The 15,041-nt window shown below is 71.4% G+C and carries 13 protein-coding genes; 10 read left to right on the top strand and 3 right to left on the bottom strand.

Going from position 1 to position 15,041, the window contains the following annotated elements:
* Positions 1 to 120 precede the first annotated feature (120 nt).
* The 9 genes from OCJ37_RS02775 to OCJ37_RS02735 all read left to right on the top strand — a co-directional run bounded on the left by OCJ37_RS02775 (position 121) and on the right by OCJ37_RS02735 (position 10,242).
* Entirely contained in the window at positions 121 to 1,257 is a 1,137-nt protein-coding gene (locus tag OCJ37_RS02775) for a LysM peptidoglycan-binding domain-containing protein (RefSeq protein ID WP_263112190.1), read from the top strand.
* 106 nt (positions 1,258 to 1,363) lie between these two features.
* Complete coding sequence (gene dprA / locus OCJ37_RS02770; RefSeq protein WP_263112189.1) at positions 1,364 to 2,518, top strand: DNA-processing protein DprA; 1,155 nt, start codon at positions 1,364 to 1,366, stop codon at positions 2,516 to 2,518.
* Positions 2,519 to 2,561: 43 nt separating this feature from the next.
* Positions 2,562 to 3,035, top strand: coding sequence for a DUF494 family protein (locus tag OCJ37_RS02765; RefSeq protein ID WP_010340686.1), 474 nt, complete (start codon positions 2,562 to 2,564; stop codon positions 3,033 to 3,035).
* A 40-nt stretch (positions 3,036 to 3,075) separates the two neighbouring features.
* Complete coding sequence (locus OCJ37_RS02760; protein ID WP_263113553.1) at positions 3,076 to 3,780, top strand: GYF domain-containing protein; 705 nt, start codon at positions 3,076 to 3,078, stop codon at positions 3,778 to 3,780.
* 38 nt (positions 3,781 to 3,818) lie between these two features.
* Positions 3,819 to 4,766: an RDD family protein gene (locus tag OCJ37_RS02755; protein ID WP_263112188.1), complete on the top strand. Its 948-nt coding sequence runs from the start codon at positions 3,819 to 3,821 to the stop codon at positions 4,764 to 4,766.
* A 266-nt stretch (positions 4,767 to 5,032) separates the two neighbouring features.
* Positions 5,033 to 7,519 carry a DNA topoisomerase I gene (locus OCJ37_RS02750; RefSeq protein ID WP_263112187.1) on the top strand — a complete coding sequence of 829 codons (2,487 nt, stop codon included), beginning with the start codon at positions 5,033 to 5,035 and terminating at the stop codon, positions 7,517 to 7,519.
* Between the two features lie 447 nt (positions 7,520 to 7,966).
* Positions 7,967 to 8,527, top strand: coding sequence for an L-threonylcarbamoyladenylate synthase type 1 TsaC (locus tag OCJ37_RS02745; protein ID WP_263112186.1), 561 nt, complete (start codon positions 7,967 to 7,969; stop codon positions 8,525 to 8,527).
* Between the two features lie 304 nt (positions 8,528 to 8,831).
* Entirely contained in the window at positions 8,832 to 9,554 is a 723-nt protein-coding gene (locus OCJ37_RS02740) for a DUF4124 domain-containing protein (protein ID WP_263112185.1), read from the top strand.
* A gap of 1 nt (position 9,555) precedes the next feature.
* Positions 9,556 to 10,242, top strand: a complete 687-nt coding sequence (locus tag OCJ37_RS02735; protein ID WP_263112184.1) for a DUF4124 domain-containing protein — start codon at positions 9,556 to 9,558, stop codon at positions 10,240 to 10,242.
* Positions 10,243 to 10,411: 169 nt separating this feature from the next.
* Here OCJ37_RS02735 and OCJ37_RS02730 read toward each other — a convergent pair whose 3' ends face one another.
* On the bottom strand, positions 10,412 to 11,185 hold the full coding sequence (locus OCJ37_RS02730) for an SDR family oxidoreductase (RefSeq protein WP_263112183.1): 774 nt from the start codon (positions 11,183 to 11,185) through the stop codon (positions 10,412 to 10,414).
* Between the two features lie 63 nt (positions 11,186 to 11,248).
* Here OCJ37_RS02730 and OCJ37_RS02725 point away from each other — a divergent pair, with 63 nt between their 5' ends.
* Positions 11,249 to 11,476, top strand: coding sequence for a hypothetical protein (locus tag OCJ37_RS02725; RefSeq protein ID WP_263112182.1), 228 nt, complete (start codon positions 11,249 to 11,251; stop codon positions 11,474 to 11,476).
* Positions 11,477 to 11,556: 80 nt separating this feature from the next.
* On the opposite strand, the gene sppA is transcribed toward OCJ37_RS02725, so the two are convergent.
* Both sppA and OCJ37_RS02715 read right to left on the bottom strand, forming a co-directional pair.
* Entirely contained in the window at positions 11,557 to 13,455 is a 1,899-nt protein-coding gene (gene sppA / locus OCJ37_RS02720) for a signal peptide peptidase SppA (RefSeq protein WP_263112181.1), read from the bottom strand.
* A 75-nt stretch (positions 13,456 to 13,530) separates the two neighbouring features.
* Positions 13,531 to 14,898, bottom strand: a complete 1,368-nt coding sequence (locus OCJ37_RS02715; RefSeq protein ID WP_263112180.1) for an MATE family efflux transporter — start codon at positions 14,896 to 14,898, stop codon at positions 13,531 to 13,533.
* Positions 14,899 to 15,041 lie beyond the last annotated feature (143 nt).

Below are 15,041 nucleotides of genomic sequence, written 5' to 3'. Positions count from 1 at the left end.
GGGGCGCCGGACAATTCGGCAAGACCGGACAATTCTACCGCGTTCTCGCCGGCGCTTGCGCCGCGCCCGGGGTTCTGGACTATAGTGCGCGGACCTGTTGGGGAATCAGGCTCCGCACTCATGTTCAATCGACTCCGTACGGTCGTCGCCGTGGCGATGCTCACCGTGGCGACCTATGCCGCTTCCGCGAGCATGGCCGCCGAACACCCTGACACCTACGTGGTGCGCAAGGGCGACACGCTGTGGGACATCGCCGGGCGCTTTCTCGGCAAGCCGTGGCTGTGGCCGGAAATCTGGCAGGCCAACCCGCAGGTGCAGAACCCGCACCTGATCTACCCCGGCGACGTGCTCAGCCTGGCCTACCTGGACCGCGTGGCCCGCGGCACGGTCGTGCCCGGCCCGCGCCGGGACGCGCCGATCGACGCGATCCCGCTGTCGGACGTCGAGCCGTTCCTGAAGAACCTGCGCGTGGCCGACAGCATCGACGGCCTGCCCTACGTGGTCGGCGTCGAGGACAACCGCCTGCGCGCCACCATCGGCCAGACGGTCTACGCCAACGGGCTCGGCGATCCGCAGGTGGGGCAGCGCTACGCGGTGGTGCGCCCGACCGTCCGCTACGAGCTGCCCAGGCTCAGCGACGACCTGAACAACGAAGGCCGCAGCATCCCGGGCACCGGCAACCTGTGGCAGACCTTCGTGGCGCCGGACAACAAGCGCCGCGAGACCCTCGGCTACGAACTGGCCCAGGTCAACATCGGCACCGTCACCCGCGTCGCCGCCGACGGCCGCCAGGCCACCGCCCTGCTGCTGCAGGACAGCGCCCGCGAAGTGCGCGCCGGCGACCGCCTGATCGCGGTCCAGGCGCAGCCCTACGACCTGCAGTTCATCCCCCACCCGCCCTCGGCGCAGGCGCTGGCGGCCGGGCTGCGGGTGCTGGCGGTGGCCGACGCGTTCAGCGCCGCCGGCCCGCGCGACGTGATCGCCATCTCCGGCGGCAGCCGCGAAGGCATCGACAACGGCACCGTGGTCTCGCTGTGGCGCCACGGCACCCGGGTCAACGACCGGGTGCAGCACCCGAACACCTCGCGCGCCGACGACGGCTTCACCGGCGGCGGCGGCACGGTGGCGCTGCCGGACGAATACGCCGCGCACGCGATGGTGTTCCGCACCTTCGACAAGGTCAGCTACGCGCTGGTGATGAAGGGCGTCAAGCCGACCCGGATCGGCTACGACATCAAGCACCCTGACGCGCGCTGACCCGCGCGCGCGGGCAAGTCCTACATCCGCAGCAGACGGCGCCCGAGGGCGCCGTCTGCGTTTGTGGCCTAGCCTGGGGACCCGTCGCCGCCACCGGAACCGGTCCATGTCCGCCCTGCCCAGCCCCGCCCCCTGCACCGGTGCCGATCCGGCGTTGCTGGCGCTGTCGCTGGCCGGCGGCGCCAGCGCCCCGCGCCGGCGCCTGCTCGAACGGTGCGGCAGCCCCGCCGCCGCGCTGGCAGCCGGCCCGACCGCCTGGCACGCCGCCGGGCTGGATGCGGCGCAGATCGCGGCGCTGCGCCGTCCCGACCGCGCCGCACTGGACGCGGCGCTGGCCTGGCTGGCGCAGCCGCGTCGGCACCTGCTCGGCTGCCACGACCCGGACTACCCGGCATTGCTGCTGCGCGCGCCCAACCCGCCGCTGGCGCTGTACCTGGAAGGCGACCCGGCCGCGCTGTGGCATCCGGCGGTGGCCGTGGTCGGCAGCCGCGCACCCAGCGCCGGCGGCCGCGACAACGCCGCCCGCTTCGCGCTGGCGCTGGCCACGGCCGGGCTCGCGGTGACCAGCGGCATGGCCGCGGGGGTCGATGCCGCCGCGCATGCGGCCGCGCTGTCGTGCCAGGACGGACTCACCGTGGCGGTGGTCGGTACCGGCGCCGACCTGGCCTATCCGCGCCAGCACGCCGCCCTGCGCGAGCGCATCGCCGCGCGCGGCGCGGTGGTCAGCGAGCATCCGCCCGGCACCCCGGCGCGGCCCAGCCACTTCCCGGCGCGCAACCGGATCATCGCCGGGCTGGCGCTGGCCACGCTGGTGATCGAGGCCGCCGCGCGTTCCGGCGCGCTGATCACCGCGCGCCTGGCCGCCGAGGCCGGGCGCGAGGTGTTCGCGCTGCCCGGCTCGATCCACAACCCGCTGGCGCGCGGCTGCCACCGCCTGATCCGCGACGGTGCCGGCCTGGTCGAAAGCGCCGAGGAAGTCCTGGCCGGGGTCGCGCCGCTGGCCGCCGAGCTGGCCGACGCCTTGCGCGGACGCCTGGCCGCCCCCACTGAGAGGATCGCCGACGACCCCGGCGTCACGCCGTCCTTCTCCAACCCCGACTACCAGCGCTTGTGGCGGGCGCTGGGCCACGACCCTACCTGTATGGATTCATTGATCGCGCGCACCGGATTGACGGCCGCGGCGGCCTCCTCCATGCTGCTGGCCATGGAACTGGATGGCTACGTGGCGGTCGAACGAGGTCGTTACACCCGCAAACCCTAGTTTCTTCACCTCCACAGCGTCTAGCGACGCAGGCCGAGGGGCAATGAAAGAGAGCATTCTGGATGTCCTGCTGTACCTGTTCGAACACTATTTCAGCGAGGATGCGGACCCGGTCCGCGATCGCGACTCCCTCCAGAATGGCCTGATCCAGGCTGGCTTCAGCCCCACCGAAATCAGCAAGGCGTTCGACTGGCTCGACGCGCTGGCCGACCAGCGCCCGGCCGTGGCGCAGCCGCGCATCGACGGCCCGATCCGCATCTACCACGGCCCGGAGCTGGACAAGCTCGACGTGGAATGCCGCGGCTTCCTGCTGTTCCTGGAACAGCACGGCATCCTCGACAGCGACCAGCGCGAGCTGGTGCTGGACCGGGCGATGGCGCTGGACCAGGACGAACTGGACCTGGACGACCTGAAATGGGTGGTGCTGATGGTGCTGTTCAACCAGCCCGGCGCCGAGGCGGCCTACGCGTGGATGGAAACGCAGATGTTCGTCGACGAGCCGGAGCCGGTGCACTGAGCCACTGACCGGCCCCGCACGGATGCACGAGGACCCCACCCTGAGCGCGTGGTATTACGCCGACGCGTCGCGCGCGCGGCACGGCCCGCTGAGCGCCGCGGAGCTGCTGGAACGGCTGCGCGACGGGCTGCTGGACCGCACTACCCTGGTGTGGCGCGAGGGCATGCCGGACTGGCAGCCGCTGCACGCGCTCGCCGCGGAACTGGGCCTGCCCGCGGCGGCCGTGCCGCCCCCGCTGCCGCCTGCCCGGCCCCCGGCGCCTTCCGCCGCGCCCGCAGCGGAGGTTGCCGCGCCACGCGCCGGCCTGTCCGGCTGCGGCATCGGCGCGATCGTCGCCGTGGTGCTGGGCCTGCTGCTGGTGGCGGTGCTCGGCATCCTTGCCGCCATCGCCGTGCCGGCGTACCGCGACTACACCCTGCGCGCCCATGCCAGCACGGCGATCGGCAGCCTGGACCTGCTGAAGGGCGAGATCGTCGCGTTCGCCGCGCAGCAGGGGCGCTGCCCGGTGAACGGCGATCCCGGCTTCGACGCCGCCCAGGACTACGCCAGCGACTTCGTCGAACAGGTGCGCATCGGCCGTTTCGACAACGGCCATTGCGGCCTGGAAGCCACCGTGCACGCGCCCGGGAAGGACAAGCTGGATGGCAAGGCCCTGTGGCTGGATTACGATGCGCAGGCCGCGGCCTGGAACTGCAGTTCCGAGCTGGACGACCGCTACCTGCCCGTGCATTGCCGCGGCGGCTGAGCGGAAACGGATTTTCGATCGCAACCCGGGGAACAGGAATGAGTGAGTGGTACTACGCCGACGCTGCACAGCAGCGCCATGGTCCGATGCCGGCCAACGACCTGCAGCAGCGCTTCCAGCGCGGCGAGGTAGGCCTGACCACGCTGGTCTGGCGCGACGGCCTCAGCGAATGGCATCCGCTGGCCGATTTCGTCGACGAACTGGGCCTGACCCAGGCGCCGGCCGCGCTGCCGCCGAGCGCCCCCGTCGAGGCGTCGGCCGTGGCGCCGGCGCAGGCCTTGCCGGCGGCGTGGACCACCGTGCCGGACGCCGACGCGGCGACGCATTCGCCGTACGCCGCGCCCGCCGCCACGCTCTCCACGGAGCCGCATTTCGTCGCCGGCGGCGAAGTGGTGCAGGCCGGCTTCTGGAAACGCACCGCCGCCTACCTGATCGACGGCATGCTGGTCGGCATGGTCGCGCAGGTGATCCAGTTCGCGATCATGCTGGGCTTCTTCGGCTTCAGCGGCCTCGGCGGCGGCAGCGCGCCCGATTTCGCCACCGCCGGCGGCGTCGTCATGCTGGTGCTGGTGTACCTGGTGCCGCTGGCGATGTCGGCGCTGTACTTCGGCCTGTTCCATGCCTCGACCAAGCAGGCCACGCTGGGCAAGATGGCGGTCGGCATCAAGGTGGTGCGCACCGACGGCAGCCGGATCAGCGTCGGCCGCGGCATCGGCCGCTACTTCGGCTTCCTGTTGAGCAGCCTGACCATCTTCATCGGCTTCCTGATGGCGGCCTTCACCGAGCGCAAGCAGGCCCTGCACGACATGCTCTGCGACACCCTGGTGGTGGACAAGTGGGCCTACACCGACCATCCGGAATGGCAGCAGCGCAAGCTGGGCACGGTCACCGTGGTGATCCTGTCGCTGTTCGGCGTGCTGATGCTCGTGGTCCTGCTGGTGGTGCTGCTGCTGATCGGCGTGGCCGCCAGCGGCAACTGGCACTGACGGCCGGGACTCGGAACCGGAGACCCGGAGAACGGAAGTCGGCAGAGCCCCGCGCGCCCGAACATTTCCCGGCGCCGCGGGGCGCGGGCGCTTGACAGCCGCCGCCAGACATGTCCACTAATAAAAAGAGACGCAGCTGAACGCCCGGGGTATCCGCCCCGGGCGTCGGCCGCTCTGAACCACCGCAACGCTTCACTAACCGGAGCAATTGCGCCACCCTACCGCCCCCAGGGCGCCCGCCCCGCCCATTCGAAGCCCACCCCATCATGTCCAAGCACCTGCTCATCGTCGAATCGCCCGCCAAGGCCAAGACGATCAACAAATACCTCGGCAAGGACTTCCACGTCCTGGCCTCGTATGGGCACGTGCGCGACCTGATCCCGAAAGAGGGCGCGGTGGATCCGGACGACGGCTTCGCGATGCGCTACGCGCTGATCGAGAAGAACGAAAAGCACGTCGAGGCCATCGCCAAGGCCGCCAAGGTCGCCGACGACATCTATCTGGCGACCGACCCGGACCGCGAGGGCGAGGCGATCAGCTGGCACATCGCCGAGATCCTGAAGGAACGCGGGCTGCTCAAGGGCAAGCCGCTGCACCGGGTGGTGTTCACCGAGATCACCCCGCGCGCGATCAAGGAGGCGATGGCCAACCCGCGGCAGATCGCCGGCGACCTGGTCGATGCGCAGCAGGCGCGGCGCGCGCTGGACTACCTGGTCGGCTTCAACCTGTCGCCGGTGCTGTGGCGCAAGGTGCAGCGCGGCCTGTCCGCCGGCCGCGTGCAGTCGCCGGCGCTGCGCATGATCGTCGAGCGCGAGGAGGAGATCGAAGCCTTCGTCGCCCGCGAATACTGGAGCATCGGCGCCGACTGCCTGCACCCTTCGCAGCCGTTCGCGGCCAAGCTGGTCAAGCTCGACGGGCAGAAGTTCGAGCAGTTCACCATCACCGACGGCGAGACCGCCGAAGACGCGCGGATGCGCCTGCAGAAGGCCGCGCAGGGCGCGCTGCACGTCACCGACGTGGCCAGCAAGGAGCGCAAGCGCCGCCCGGCGCCGCCGTTCACCACCTCCACGCTGCAGCAGGAGGCCTCGCGCAAGCTCGGCTTCACCACCAGCCGCACCATGCGCGTGGCGCAGAAGCTGTACGAAGGCGTGACCCTCGGCGACGAGGGCACGGTTGGCCTGATCAGCTACATGCGTACCGACTCGGTGAACCTGTCGCAGGACGCGCTGGCCGAGATCCGCGACGTGATCGCGCGCGACTTCGGCACCGGCGCGCTGCCGGACAAGCCGAACATGTACCAGACCAAGTCCAAGAACGCGCAGGAAGCGCACGAGGCGATCCGCCCGACCAGCGCGCTGCGCACCCCGGCGCAGATGGCCAGGTACCTGGACGACGACGGCCGCCGCCTGTACGAGCTGATCTGGAAGCGCGCGGTGGCCTGCCAGATGGTGCCGGCGACGATGAACACCGTCACCGTGGAACTGGCCGCCGGCAGCGAGCACAGCTTCCGCGCCAGCGGCACCACGGTGATCGACCCGGGCTTTTTGGCCGTGTACGAGGAAGGCAAGGACCAGAAGGCCGCCGAGGACGAGGACGAGGGCCGCAAGCTGCCGCCGATGAAGCCCGGCGACCGCATCCCGCTCGACCGCATCCATGCCGACCAGCATTTCACCGAGCCGCCGCCGCGCTACTCGGAAGCCTCGCTGGTCAAGACCCTCGAGGAGTACGGCATCGGCCGCCCCTCGACCTACGCCTCGATCATCCAGACCCTGCTGTTCCGCAAGTACGTGGAACTGGACGCGCGCCGCTTCCGCCCCTCGGACGTGGGCCGCGCGGTCAGCAAGTTCCTGTCCGGCCACTTCACCCGCTACGTCGACTACGACTTCACCGCCAAGCTCGAGGACGAGCTGGACGCGGTGTCGCGCGGCGAGGAGGAATGGCGGCCGTTGATGGAGAAGTTCTGGGGCCCGTTCAAGGAACTGGTCGAGGAAAAGAAGGAATCGGTGGACCGCTCCGAGGCCACCGGCGCGCGCGAGCTCGGCACCGATCCCAAGACCGGCAAGCCGGTCAGCGTGCGCCTGGGCCGCTTCGGGCCGTACGCGGCGATCGGCAGCACCGCCGAGGACGCCGAGGACAAGCCCAAGTTCGCCTCGCTGCGCCCGGGCCAGAGCATGCACACCATCACCCTGGAAGACGCGCTGGAGCTGTTCCTGATGCCGCGCGCGCTGGGCGAGGACAAGGGCGAGGACGTCAGCGTCGGCATCGGCCGCTTCGGCCCGTTCGCCAAGCGCGGCAGCGTCTACGCCTCGCTGAAGAAGGAAGACGATCCGTACACCATCGACCTGGCGCGCGCGGTGTTCCTGATCGAAGAGAAGGAAGAGATCGCGCGCAACCGTATCATCAAGGAGTTCGACGGCAGCGACATCCAGGTGCTCAACGGCCGCTTCGGCCCGTACATCAGCGACGGCAAGCTCAACGGCAAGATCCCCAAGGATCGCGAGCCGGCCACGCTGACCCTGGAAGAAGTGCAGAAGCTGCTGGAAGAGACCGGCAAGCCGGCGCGCCGCGGCTTTGGCGCGAAGAAGGCCGCAGCCAAGAAGGAAGCCGCGCCGAAGAAGAGCGCGGCCAAGAAGGCCGCGACCGACGCGCCGGCCAAGCCCGCCGCGAAGAAGGCGGCCAAGAAGGCAACGAAGAAGACCGCGAAGAAAGCGGTCAAGAAAGTGGTCAAGAAGGCCGCGGCCAAGTCCGCCTGATCCACCTCCCGCTCCTGCGGATGCGACATCCGCAGGAGCGGCGCCGGATAGCTCAATCGCCACCATCGCGCCACGCGATCCGCTTGCCGCAAGCGAGCCCGAGCACAACAGAGAGAAGGCCAAACCCCGAGAACGGTTCCGTACTGGCTCGGCGCGCAGCTGGCGCAACCAAGACGAAGACAACGCACCGCGCCTGGAACGCGGCGTGCCCGGCCGGCTGCCGCTGCGCCCACCGGCCTATGCGGCAGCAGCGCCGCAGAGACTGGAGAACGGCAGCCGCCGCAGCCCGCACGCCAGGCCCGCCCTCCCATCGCTCCCGCTTCGCCCGCGCCGCCAACCTGGAACCGGCGGGAAAGCGCGCTTCGCTCTGCCAATCCCCAATCCCCAATCCCCAATCCCGAATCCCCGCCGTTGCCCCACGGCAACGGCCTGCCGCATGATGCGCGCATGACCGACCTGTCGCCGAGCCAAGCCGTCGCCGTCCTGCAGCGGGGTGGCGTGATCGCCTATCCCACCGAAGCGGTGTGGGGCCTGGGCTGCGATCCGCACGACGAAGCGGCGGTGACCCGGCTGCTGCGGATCAAGCAGCGGCCGGTGGAGAAGGGCCTGATCGTGGTCGCCGCCGAACTGGAGCCGCTGCGCCCGCTGCTGGACCTGTCGGCGCTGCCGGCCGAGCGCCTGGCCGCGGTGCTGGGCAGCTGGCCGGGGCCGCATACCTGGGTGCTGCCGGCCGCGGCGCACGCCCCGCGCTGGGTCACCGGCGCGCACCGCGGCATCGCGGTGCGAATCAGCGCGCATCCGCAGGTGGCCGCGCTGTGCCGCGCCTGGGGCGGCGCCCTGGTGTCGACCAGCGCCAACCGCGGCGGCGAGCCGCCGGCACGGCAGCGCGCCGACCTCGACCCGCAGCTGCTGGCCGCGCTCGACGGCGTGGTCGGTGGCGACACCGGCGACCTGGCCCAGCCCACCCCGATCCGCGACGCGGTCAGCGGCGAGATCCTGCGCGCCTGAGCCGGCCCGTGCGTGCCGGCCGGCCCGCCGCCCATGCCGCCCGCCGAACGGCAAGATCCGCCCGCCCCGCCAGCCGCGCGCGCGTCGGCCGTGCGTGCATCGGCAGCGGCGAACGCGGTATGGCCGGGGGGGACCGACCCCCCTCGGCCAGCGCAGCGCCGAGCGCAGGGTTCGGCGCTGCGGCACGTGGCCCGCAGCAGCGCGAAGCCGACGGCGCGGTCCGGCCTGCCTCTTCGCCCGGCGCGCGGCGGCGCTGCCCCGGCCCGCACTTTCCCTGGCCGGCGAAGGCGCGCAAGATGCGCCCATGCCCGCCATCGCCCGCCCTGCCCTGCTCCTGACCGCGCTGCTGCCGCTGGCCGGCGCCGCCTGGGCGCAGGGCGCGCAGACCGCGCGCAGCGACGGCGCGCAGGGCTCGGTGCGCATCTACCGTTGCACCGGCAGCAGCGGCGCGGTCAGCCTGCAGAACGCACCGTGCGAGAACGCGCGCCAGCAGCAGGTGCTGGACATGCAGCGCCCGCGCGATCCGCCGCCGCGCCCGACCACCACGCTCAGCACCGATCCGGCGCGCGCCGCGGCCGCGCCGGCGCCGCTGCCGCAGCGCGAGATCCGCATCGTCACCGTGCAACCGCCGCAGCCGATGTACGAATGCGTCACCAGCGAGGGCGAGCGCTACACCAGCGACGACAACGAGGGCAATCCGCGCTGGGTGCCGCTGTGGGCGATGGGCTATGTCGGCGGCAATGGCTACGGCAACGGCCATCACCACGGTGGCGGCGAAGGCGGTCGCCCACGGCCCCCGCGACCGGTCTATCCCACAGGCGGCAACGTGATAGTGCCGGCCGGCAGCACCCTGGTCCGCGACACCTGCAACGCGCTGCCGCCACAGGAAGTGTGCGCGCGCCTGAGCGACCGCCGCTGGGAATTGATCCGCCGCTACAACAGCGCGCTGCAGAGCGAGCGCCGCGCGCTGGAAACCGAACAGCGCGGCATCGACGCGCGCATGGACCGCGACTGCGGCGGCAGCTGAGATGCGGCGCCTTGTCCGCCTCGCCGCGTTGCTGGCCTGCGCCGGCGCCGCGCATGCCGAAGAGGTGGTGTTCTATCGCTGCACCGATGCCCACGGCGGCCTGACCCTGCAGAACCAGCCGTGTCCCAAGGGCATGCGCCAGGAGAAGAAGATCATGCAGGGCGTCGGGCGCGCGCCGGCCTACGTGCCGAGCGCTGCGCCAGCTGCATCATCGGTGCCAGCGCCAACGCCGGGGGGCGCATCTGCAGCAACGGCCGCATCTGCAACGACGGCGGCACCCACGGCGACGGCCGCACCCGCAGCGACCGCCGCCGCATCCGGTCCTCCATCAGCGCCGGCCGCCGCGGCTGCCCCGCGCCTGCCGCCGCCTCCGCTGTATGCCTGCGTCACCCGCGAGCAGCAGCGCTACGTCGGCGAGGTCGCCGAGCCGGCGCCGCGCTGCGTGCCCCTGCGCACCGTCGGCCTGGACGGCAGCCCCGACAAGGCCGGCGGCAGCGCCTGCGAAGTGTTCCGCGACCGCTGCGACGCGCTGCCCGAGGCCGCCACCTGCGATGCCTGGAAGAGCTACGTGGCCGAAGCCGAAACGCACTGGCGCTTCGCCGTGCCCGAGCATGCCGAGCAGCTGCGGCAGGAATACGTGCGCCGCCAGCAGTTGCTCGACGCGAGCAGTTGCGGCGCGCAGGACTAGGCTGGCGCACGCGACGCGGACGCCGCGCCTGTAGGAGCGGCTTCAGCCGCGACCGGAGCTTTCCTGGTAACGCCCGTCGCGGCTGAAGCCGCTCCTGCAGGGGTTGCCGCGTGCGGCCAGCGACTAAGGCCGCGCGCTGCGGCGACGATGAGCGGCAGCAGCAACTGCCCTAGAACCCATAACGCAGGAACCCGCCGTCCACCGCGATGCATTCGCCGGTGATGTAGCTGGCCGCCGGCAGGCACAGGAAGCCGACCGCGGCAGCCACTTCCTCCGGTTCGCCGATGCGGCGCATCGGCGTGCGCTCGATCACCTGCTCGTAGTAGTCCGGATCGGACAGCGGCCCGGACGTGCGCCGCGTGCGGATGTACCACGGCGCCACCGCGTTGACCCGGATCCCGTCCTCGGCCCATTCGGCGGCCAGGTTGCGGGTCAGCTGGTGCAGCGCGGCCTTGGTCATGCCGTACGGCGCGCCGCTGCGCACGTGGGTCAGCCCGGACACGCTGCCGACGTTGACGATCGCCGCGGCCGCATGCTGCGCCAGCAGCGGATGCGCGTAGCGCGACAGCTCGAACGCGGAGAACAGGTTGGTCTCGAAGATGCCGCGCCACTCGTCCTCGGTGTAGTCCACCGCGGCCTTGCTCAAGTTGCCGCCGGCGTTGTTGACCAGCAGGTGCAGGCCGTCGGCATGGTCCTCGACCCAGTCCAGGATCTCGCGCCGGTCCTCGTCGTCGGCCACGTCGGCGGCCAGCGCCAGGATGCGGCGCTGCGGATAGGCGTCGGCCAGTTCGTCGCGCGCCGCCTCCAGCGCGTCGATGTCGCGCGCCACCAGCATCAGCTCGGCGCCGAAGCCGGCCAGTTCGCGCGCGATCGCCAGGCCGATGCCGGCGCTGGCGCCGGTGATCAGTGCGGTCTGTCCGTCCAGCCGCCAACGTTGCTGCATCGCCTTGCCTGTCTGCGCCGGGGTGGGCGTAGGATAACGCCCACGCCCAACGAGGTCGCCCCTATGCACGGTTCATTGCGCTCGATGACCTTGGCGCTGTCGCTGCTGGCCGCGCTGGCCGCCTGCAAGCCGGCGCCGCCGAAACCGGCGGACAAGCCACCCGAGCCGCAGGCCGCCGCGCTGCGCACGGCGATCGCCCAGCCGCTGGACCGCGCCAGACAGGCGCAGGCCGGCACCGAGCAGGCCGCGGCGGCGCAGAACGCGGCGATCGACGCCGCCACCGGGCAATAAAAAACGCCGGCATCGGCCGGCGTTCTTCGTCGCTTGCGGCGCGCCCGCGCACCGGCGGACGCGCTTGCCTCAGGCCCGGATCACAGGCCGCAGAAGCAGTAGGCCAGCGCCTTGACCGGTGCGCCGTCGCGCTTGTCGGTCGCGTCCTGCACGAAGCGCAGCTGGGTATCCAGCTCCGGCATGTGCCGCGCCAGCACCGCGTGCGCCAGCGCCGAATCGCCCAGCATCCAGGCACCCATGCGGCTGCCGGCGAAGCCGCTGACGAACTGCGCGAACGGCGTGGCCGCCTTCTCGATGTAGCGCACGCGGTACTTGTCGCGCTCGCCCAGCTTGGCCCGCGCGGCGGCATCGGCCACCGCGTCCTTGAAGCCGCCGAACGCATCCACCAGGCCGCGTTCCTTGGCCTGCGCGCCGCTCCACACGCGGCCGCGCGCGACCTGGTCGATCGCCTCGACCGGCTTGTTGCGCGCCTGCGCGACCCTGCCGGTGAAATCGGCGTAGCCCTTGTTGATCACCGACTGGATCACCTGCCCCACCGCCGGGTCCATCGGCCGGGTGACGTCGAACGCGCCGGCGAAGCGGGTGGTGCCGACGCCGTCGGTATGCACGCCGATCTTGTCCAGGCTGCGGGCCAGGTTGGGGATCATGCCGAAGATGCCGATCGAACCGGTGATCGTCGACGGGTCGGCGTAGATGCGGTCGGCGTTCATGCTGATCCAGTAGCCGCCGGACGCGGCCAGGTCGCCCATCGACACCACCACCGGCTTGCCGGCCGCCTTCAGCGCCACCACCTCGCGGCGGATCTGCTCGGAGGCGAACACTTCGCCGCCCGGCGAATCCACCCGCAGCACCACCGCCTTGACCGCCTCGTCGTCGCGCGCTTCGCGCAGCAGCGCCGCGGTCGACTCGCCGCCGATGCGCCCGGCCGGCTGCTCGCCGCCGCTGATCTCGCCCGCCGCCACCACCACCGCCACCTGCGGCCGCGAATCCACCGGCGAACGGCGCAGGTCCAGCTGCTGCAGGTAGCCGTCCAGGCCGACGTTGCGGAAGCCGGTGTCGGCATCGTCGTCGGCGACGCCGCGCTTGGTCAGCAGCTGCTCGACCTCCTCGCGGGTCTTCAGGCCGTCCACCAGCTTCTGCTGCAGCGCGAACTTGGCCATGTCGCCGCCGGCCGCGGCGATGCCCTCGGGCATCGTGTCGATGCCCGCGGCGATCTGCTCGGGCGTCAGCTTGCGCGCCTTGGCGATGTCGGCCAGGTAGCGCTGCCACACGTCGTTCATCCAGAACAGGTCGGCTTCCTTGGATGCCGGCGACGCCGCATCGAGCACGTACGGCTCGGCCGCGGACTTGTACTCGCCGACCTTGAACAGGTGCACGTCCACGCCGAGCTTGTCCTGCAGGCCTTCGCGGAAGTACTGGCGGTAGCGGCCCAGGCCTTCCAGCACCACCGAGCCCATCGGGTCCAGGTAGACCTCGTTGGCCTGCGCCGCCAGCAGGTACTGCCACTGGCTCAGGCTGTCGCTGTAGGCCACGACCTGCTTGCCGGAGGCGCGCAGGTCCTGCAGCGCCGCGGCCACTTCGCGCACCGAGGCGAAGCCGCCCGGCTGCAGCTTGTCCAGGCGCAGCGCGACGCGTTCGATCTTCGGGTCGGTCTTGGCCGCTTCCAGCGCGCGCAGCAGGTCGCGCAGCTGGATCTCCTCGGCGCCCTTGTCGCCCATCGCCTTGGTCAGCGCGCGGCTGACCGGATCGGCGCTGAACTGCTCGACCACGGTGCCTTCCGGCGCGATCAACAGCGTGGTGCGGTCGTGCAGCGCCTTGCCGCCGTCGCCGCGCGCCATCGCGAACACGATCACCAGCAGGACCAGCAGCAGAAAGCCGAAGAACACCAGGTTCAGGATCAGCCGGCGAGTGAAGTTCATCACATCCCATAGGCCAACGAAGAAGTTGGCGATGGGGCTGCGACGCACGGGTTGGTTCATGGAAAACTCCGGAAGGTAAGCGTCTTGCGCATGTGCAGCATACCGGCTGCGCCGGCGCCGCACATGCGCCTGAAGTCAGGGTGCCGCGGCGGCGAGCAGGCGCCCGCTGCTGAGCCGGAAGCGCGCGGCCATCATCACTGCCGCCGCGCTCAGGCCCAGGATCAGCCCGATCCACATGCCCTGCGGCCCCCAGCCCAGCCACAGGCCCAGGCCGGCGCCCAGCGGCATGCCCAGGCCCCAGTAGGAGCACAGCGCCAGCAGCATCGGCACGCGGGTGTCCTTGAGCCCGCGCAGCGCGCCGGCCGACAGCACCTGCACCCCGTCGGGGAACTGGAACGCGGCCGCGTACAGCAGCAGCGTGGAGGCCAGCCCGGCCACCGCGATGTCGCGGGTGTAGACGCCGACGATGGCGTCGTGGCCGAACAGCAGCACCAGCGCCGACAGCGCCTGGGTGCCGAGCACGATCGTATAGCCGGCCCAGGCCGCGCCGCGCACGCCTGCCGTGTCGCCGCCGCCGGCGGCGCGCCCGACCCGCACCGTGGTCGCCTCGGCCACGCCCATCGGCACCATGAAGCACAGCTGCGCCACGTTGATCGCGATCTGGTGCGCGGCCGCCGGCACTTCGCCGAGCCGCGCGATCAGCAGCGCGGTGACGATGAACAGCCCGCCCTCCATCAGGATGGTGATGCCGATCGGCAACCCGGTCTTCAGCAGCCCGCCGATGGCGCGCAGGTCCGGCGCCTCGAAGGTCGCGAACAGGCGCAGCGGCGCGAAACGCTTGGAGCGCGCCAGGTAGATGGCGAAGCACAGCGCCTGCAGCCACATCATGATCGCCGAGGCCATGCCCAGCCCGCCGGCGCCACGCTCGCGCAGCCCGAACAGGCCGAAGGTCAGCACGTAGCCCAGCGGCGCCAGCACCAGCAGCCCGCCGAAGCCGAGCAGCATGGTCGGCAGCGTCCAGTGCATGCCCTCGCTCAGATAGCGCATGCAGAAGTACAGCACCATCGCCGGCACGCCCCAGCGGATCGCGTGCAGGAAATCGCGCGCGCCGGGCACGATCTCCGCGGCGATGCCCATCTGCGGCAGCGCCATCGGGGTCACGCTCAGGAACGCGAACATCAGCACGCCCAGGCCCAGCGACAGCCACAGCGCCTGGCGGAACATCGGCCCGATCTGCGCATGGCGCTTGCCGCCGTCGAGCTGCGAGACCGAGGCGGTCAGCGCGATCAGGGTGCCGATCGGGATCATCATCGGCAGCCACAGCAGCGCGGTGCCGACCGTCACCGAGGCCAGCGTGCGGGTGCCGTGGTGCCCGGCGATCACGTTGTCGACGAAGCTGATCAGGCCGGCGGAGATGTGCCCCAGGACCAGCGGCAGGGCGAGCTGCGCGGTGCTGCGCAGTTCGCGGCCCCGGACCGAGGCCGGGGTGGAGGACGAAGACATTGCAAGACTCTGGCGATCTCGCCACTGCGGCCGCGCGGAAGGCGCCGGCGCCGGGTGGCGGAGGGGGCGCAGTTTAACCCGTGCGGTTGTTTGGTGCAGGCGTTGGCGGGACTCGGGACTTGGGGAGCGGGATGCGGTGACGC

It is taken from the genome of Xanthomonas sp. AM6, from assembly GCF_025665335.1.
Taxonomy (GTDB): Bacteria; Pseudomonadota; Gammaproteobacteria; order Xanthomonadales; family Xanthomonadaceae; genus Xanthomonas_A.
The sequence above is the reverse complement of the archived record's forward strand: the minus strand, read 5'-3'. Positions and strand labels throughout refer to the sequence as shown.

Coding starts and splice junctions, on each gene's coding strand:
- OCJ37_RS02775 (WP_263112190.1), top strand. CDS start 121: ATGTTCAATCGACTCCGTACGGTCGTCGCCGTGGCGATGCTCACCGTG.
- dprA (WP_263112189.1), top strand. CDS start 1,364: ATGTCCGCCCTGCCCAGCCCCGCCCCCTGCACCGGTGCCGATCCGGCG.
- OCJ37_RS02765 (WP_010340686.1), top strand. CDS start 2,562: ATGAAAGAGAGCATTCTGGATGTCCTGCTGTACCTGTTCGAACACTAT.
- OCJ37_RS02755 (WP_263112188.1), top strand. CDS start 3,819: ATGAGTGAGTGGTACTACGCCGACGCTGCACAGCAGCGCCATGGTCCG.
- OCJ37_RS02750 (WP_263112187.1), top strand. CDS start 5,033: ATGTCCAAGCACCTGCTCATCGTCGAATCGCCCGCCAAGGCCAAGACG.
- OCJ37_RS02745 (WP_263112186.1), top strand. CDS start 7,967: ATGACCGACCTGTCGCCGAGCCAAGCCGTCGCCGTCCTGCAGCGGGGT.
- OCJ37_RS02740 (WP_263112185.1), top strand. CDS start 8,832: ATGCCCGCCATCGCCCGCCCTGCCCTGCTCCTGACCGCGCTGCTGCCG.
- OCJ37_RS02735 (WP_263112184.1), top strand. CDS start 9,556: ATGCGGCGCCTTGTCCGCCTCGCCGCGTTGCTGGCCTGCGCCGGCGCC.
- OCJ37_RS02730 (WP_263112183.1), bottom strand. CDS start 11,185: ATGCAGCAACGTTGGCGGCTGGACGGACAGACCGCACTGATCACCGGC.
- OCJ37_RS02725 (WP_263112182.1), top strand. CDS start 11,249: ATGCACGGTTCATTGCGCTCGATGACCTTGGCGCTGTCGCTGCTGGCC.
- sppA (WP_263112181.1), bottom strand. CDS start 13,455: ATGAACCAACCCGTGCGTCGCAGCCCCATCGCCAACTTCTTCGTTGGC.
- OCJ37_RS02715 (WP_263112180.1), bottom strand. CDS start 14,898: ATGTCTTCGTCCTCCACCCCGGCCTCGGTCCGGGGCCGCGAACTGCGC.